The sequence below is a fragment of the Janthinobacterium sp. ROICE36 genome (assembly GCF_002869965.1).
Lineage (GTDB): Bacteria > Pseudomonadota > Gammaproteobacteria > Burkholderiales > Burkholderiaceae_D > Janthinobacterium.
On the sequence record NZ_PEBS01000141.1, the window covers coordinates 3,615 to 5,176 of the forward strand.

1 rRNA gene is annotated in these 1,562 nt (G+C 52.5%); it reads right to left on the minus strand.

The features are described from left to right. Positions 1-21: 21 nt before the first annotated feature. A 16S ribosomal RNA gene (locus CSZ94_RS26865) occupies positions 22-1,552 on the minus strand. Between the last annotated feature and the right edge of the window lie 10 nt (positions 1,553-1,562).

Consider the following 1,562-nt stretch of genomic DNA (forward strand, 5'->3'; position numbering starts at 1 on the left):
GCTGATTCGTGCAAACTCTAGAAAGGAGGTGATCCAGCCGCACCTTCCGATACGGCTACCTTGTTACGACTTCACCCCAGTCACGAATCCTACCGTGGTAAGCGCCCTCCTTGCGGTTAAGCTACCTACTTCTGGTAAAACCCGCTCCCATGGTGTGACGGGCGGTGTGTACAAGACCCGGGAACGTATTCACCGCGACATGCTGATCCGCGATTACTAGCGATTCCAACTTCATGCAGTCGAGTTGCAGACTACAATCCGGACTACGATACACTTTCTGCGATTAGCTCCCCCTCACGGGTTGGCGGCGCTCTGTATGTACCATTGTATGACGTGTGAAGCCCTACCCATAAGGGCCATGAGGACTTGACGTCATCCCCACCTTCCTCCGGTTTGTCACCGGCAGTCTCATTAGAGTGCCCTTTCGTAGCAACTAATGACAAGGGTTGCGCTCGTTGCGGGACTTAACCCAACATCTCACGACACGAGCTGACGACAGCCATGCAGCACCTGTGTACTGGTTCTCTTTCGAGCACTCCCTGATCTCTCAAGGATTCCAGCCATGTCAAGGGTAGGTAAGGTTTTTCGCGTTGCATCGAATTAATCCACATCATCCACCGCTTGTGCGGGTCCCCGTCAATTCCTTTGAGTTTTAATCTTGCGACCGTACTCCCCAGGCGGTCTACTTCACGCGTTAGCTGCGTTACCAAGTCAATTAAGACCCGACAACTAGTAGACATCGTTTAGGGCGTGGACTACCAGGGTATCTAATCCTGTTTGCTCCCCACGCTTTCGTGCATGAGCGTCAATCTTGACCCAGGGGGCTGCCTTCGCCATCGGTGTTCCTCCACATATCTACGCATTTCACTGCTACACGTGGAATTCTACCCCCCTCTGCCAGATTCTAGCCTTGCAGTCTCCAATGCAATTCCCAGGTTGAGCCCGGGGATTTCACATCAGACTTACAAAACCGCCTGCGCACGCTTTACGCCCAGTAATTCCGATTAACGCTTGCACCCTACGTATTACCGCGGCTGCTGGCACGTAGTTAGCCGGTGCTTATTCTTCAGGTACCGTCATTAGCAAAAGATATTAGCTTTCACCGTTTCTTCCCTGACAAAAGAGCTTTACAACCCGAAGGCCTTCTTCACTCACGCGGCATTGCTGGATCAGGCTTTCGCCCATTGTCCAAAATTCCCCACTGCTGCCTCCCGTAGGAGTCTGGACCGTGTCTCAGTTCCAGTGTGGCTGGTCGTCCTCTCAGACCAGCTACTGATCGATGCCTTGGTAGGCTTTTACCCTACCAACTAGCTAATCAGATATCGGCCGCTCCACGAGCATGAGGTCTTGCGATCCCCCACTTTCATCCTTAGATCGTATGCGGTATTAGCGTAACTTTCGCTACGTTATCCCCCACTCTAGGGTACGTTCCGATATATTACTCACCCGTTCGCCACTCGCCACCAGAGCAAGCTCCGTGCTGCCGTTCGACTTGCATGTGTAAGGCATGCCGCCAGCGTTCAATCTGAGCCAGGATCAAACTCTTCAGTTTAATCTCTGTT